This window comes from Streptomyces alkaliterrae, assembly GCF_007097205.2.
Classification (GTDB): domain Bacteria; phylum Actinomycetota; class Actinomycetes; order Streptomycetales; family Streptomycetaceae; genus Streptomyces; species Streptomyces alkaliterrae.
This window is the reverse complement of sequence record NZ_VJYK02000498.1, coordinates 1-2,523: the sequence shown is the minus strand read 5'-3', so window position 1 is coordinate 2,523 and position 2,523 is coordinate 1. Positions and strand designations below refer to the sequence as shown.

2 protein-coding genes are annotated in these 2,523 nt (G+C 71.3%); one reads left to right on the top strand and one right to left on the bottom strand.

All coding sequences use genetic code 11. From position 1 onward, the window contains the following. Positions 1-278: 278 nt before the first annotated feature. A complete protein-coding gene (locus FNX44_RS26065; RefSeq protein ID WP_143651434.1) occupies positions 279-1,007 on the top strand; it encodes a prepilin peptidase in 729 nt (242 codons plus the stop codon). A gap of 118 nt (positions 1,008-1,125) precedes the next feature. Here FNX44_RS26065 and FNX44_RS26060 read toward each other — a convergent pair whose 3' ends face one another. Beyond that, positions 1,126-2,445, bottom strand: a complete 1,320-nt coding sequence (locus FNX44_RS26060; protein ID WP_143651433.1) for a helix-turn-helix transcriptional regulator — start codon at positions 2,443-2,445, stop codon at positions 1,126-1,128. Positions 2,446-2,523: the final 78 nt, after the last annotated feature.

The window sequence follows — 2,523 nt, the reverse complement described above, 5'->3', positions numbered from 1 at the left end:
ACCCACTCCCCGCTCCGCACCTGCCACACCACCAGCGCGGCGAGCACCGCAAGCCACACCCCGCACGCCCGCACGGCCGCATCCACCGCCTCATCGAGCCGGGTCGGCCACGACCTCCCCGCACCCCACACACCCTCCGGCACCATCGAACTCCTCCCTCAGCCGAGAACCTGTCACCCAAGAAAGCCGCCGGAAGCAGCAGATGTGACACAGCACGCCAACGCAATTTCGAACGCTCACTCCCACCCACCGCCGCCGGCGGCCGTACGCTCACCCCTGTGCCTGCCCTCGCCCTCGCCGCCGCCGGATACGGGGCCCTCATCGGCCTCCTGCTGCCACGCGCCGCCTACCAACTCGCCGTCGACCCCGACGAGCCCTGGCACACCCACTGCCCCCGCCGCCACCCACTCCCCAACCGACTTGGCCTCGCCCGCTGCACCGCCTGCGAACCCCACCGCTTCCTCGGAGCGCTCTACGGACCGCCCGCCCTGCCCTTCGTCCTGCTGACCGGAGCAACCTGTGCGCTGCTCGCACTCACCACCGGAGCCCGGCCCGAACTCCTGGTCTGGCTCCTCGCGGCCCCACCGCTGGTGCTTCTGTGCTGGGTAGACGGCCAAGTGCGCCGTCTACCCGACCTGCTGACTTTGCCCTTGGCGACTGCCGTCCCGGCCTTGCTCGGCGCCGCCGCACTGCTGCCGGCGTCGGCCGGTGACTGGCCACGGGCGGTGCTCGGCGGCACCACCCTGTGTCTCGCCTACTTCGTCCTGTTCCTGCTCCACCCGGCCGGCGTCGCGTTCGGCGACGTCAAACTCGCGATGCCGGTGGGCACGATCCTCGGATGGCACAGCTGGACCACCCTCTTCCTGGGTGCCCTCGCCGGACTGCTCTCGGCCGCCCTCTACGCCACCCTGCTCCTCATTCGGGGCCGAGTCCATCTCGGCAGCACCCTCGCGTTCGGGCCTCACCTGGTCCTGGGCACCCTTGTCGCCACTGTTCTCGCCGCGTGAAGCCGAGGTGATAGCTCCCGCCGCTTCCCGTTCGCGGCCTGGTCTACCCTGACCGGTTCCTCCCCGTGGTGTCGGCTCTCACAGGCGTTTGACGGCGCGCGGGCATCGGTGCATTGCTTCAGCCGACAGCTCGGAGTCGTTCGAGGAGTTCGCCCACACCGGGCGTGTGCGCGTACCGGGACAGCCCCGGTTCGAGGTCGCGCACCATCGTCACGCACCGGGGCGCGTCGATCCGGCTGGCCAGGTCCAGGGAACGGGTAGCGGTCGCCGCGGCGACCTCCGGTTCGCCGTCCCGCAGGTAGGTCTCGGCCTGGTAGGTCAGGAACACGGATCGGGTCTTGGAGCGGGTGGCGGGCAGCAGGGCGATGCCCTCGTCCATCAGATGGTGGGCCTGGCGCGGCTGGCCGAGATCTGCGAGACAGCGCCCGCCGTCGGCCGCGAGGTCGGCGTGTGACATCCACGAACACCAGGTGGGTGCAGGGTCGTACGACGGGGTGTCCAGGGCCTTCTCCGCGGCGGTGAGGGCGCGGCGGCACAGGCCGCCCTCGTCGAGGACGGCGAGGGCGCGGGCCTGGCGCAGGTGCAGGAGAGACCGTGCGGCGGGGTGCCGGGTGCGGGGGATGGCGTATTCGAGGATGTCGGAGGCGGTACGCGCGTCCTGGAGCCACAGCAGTTGGTACGCGAGGTCGGACAGGATGCCCGCACCGAGGTCGCGCTGGCTGGCGGCGTGGGCGTTGTGGAGCGCGGCGTGCCAGAAGCGGCCGGCGGAGGCGTGGCGGCGTTCGTCGAAGTGCTGCCAGGCGATGGCCTGGGAGAGGGCTGCGGCCAGGGTGTGCAGCCTTTGTTCGATGGGGCGGGTGTAGCGGCCCTCGCTGATGAGGTCGGTGACGGCCGTCAGGTGCGCGTCGAGCAGGCGGTGGGTGTGCTGCCGGCGTTCGGTGGCGAGGCGGATCAGTTCGGCGCCGTTGCTCTCCAGCCAGGCGACCATCTCGGCGTCGACTTCACCGCGCGCGGCAAGAAGCGGTAACCGGCCAGGCTCGGTGATGGCCCACTGGTGGGCGAGGGCCGCTAGGGAGCCGCTGGTGTAGGCGAGGAAGGAGCGGCGGTCCAGGGAGGTCATCAGGGCCTCTCGGAGGGAGGGGACGGCGTTGTGCGGGCCCAGCGGCAGCGGGCTGTCCTGGCTCGGGAGCCAGTGGGGCCATCCGAGATGGGCGACGGCCGCGTAGTCGATGCCGAAGACCTCGGCGATGAGGGGCTGGGATTCGTCTTCGTCGGGGGTGGCCCGGCCGGTCTCCCACTTGTAGATCCGTGACCCCCTGGTGCCCGAGCGCAGGCCACGGCGCTCGGCGGCCCGCCGGATACGGCGGGCCAGTTCCTCCTGCGACCATCCGCGCTCGTTCCTGGCGTACGCGAGGGGGTGGCGGATTTCGTCGTCCACCCGCCCATTGCACCACCCGCTCCGCCCCCAGGGGGAGCGGTTCGGGCAGACCGGGGATAGGGCTGTCTCTTATACACA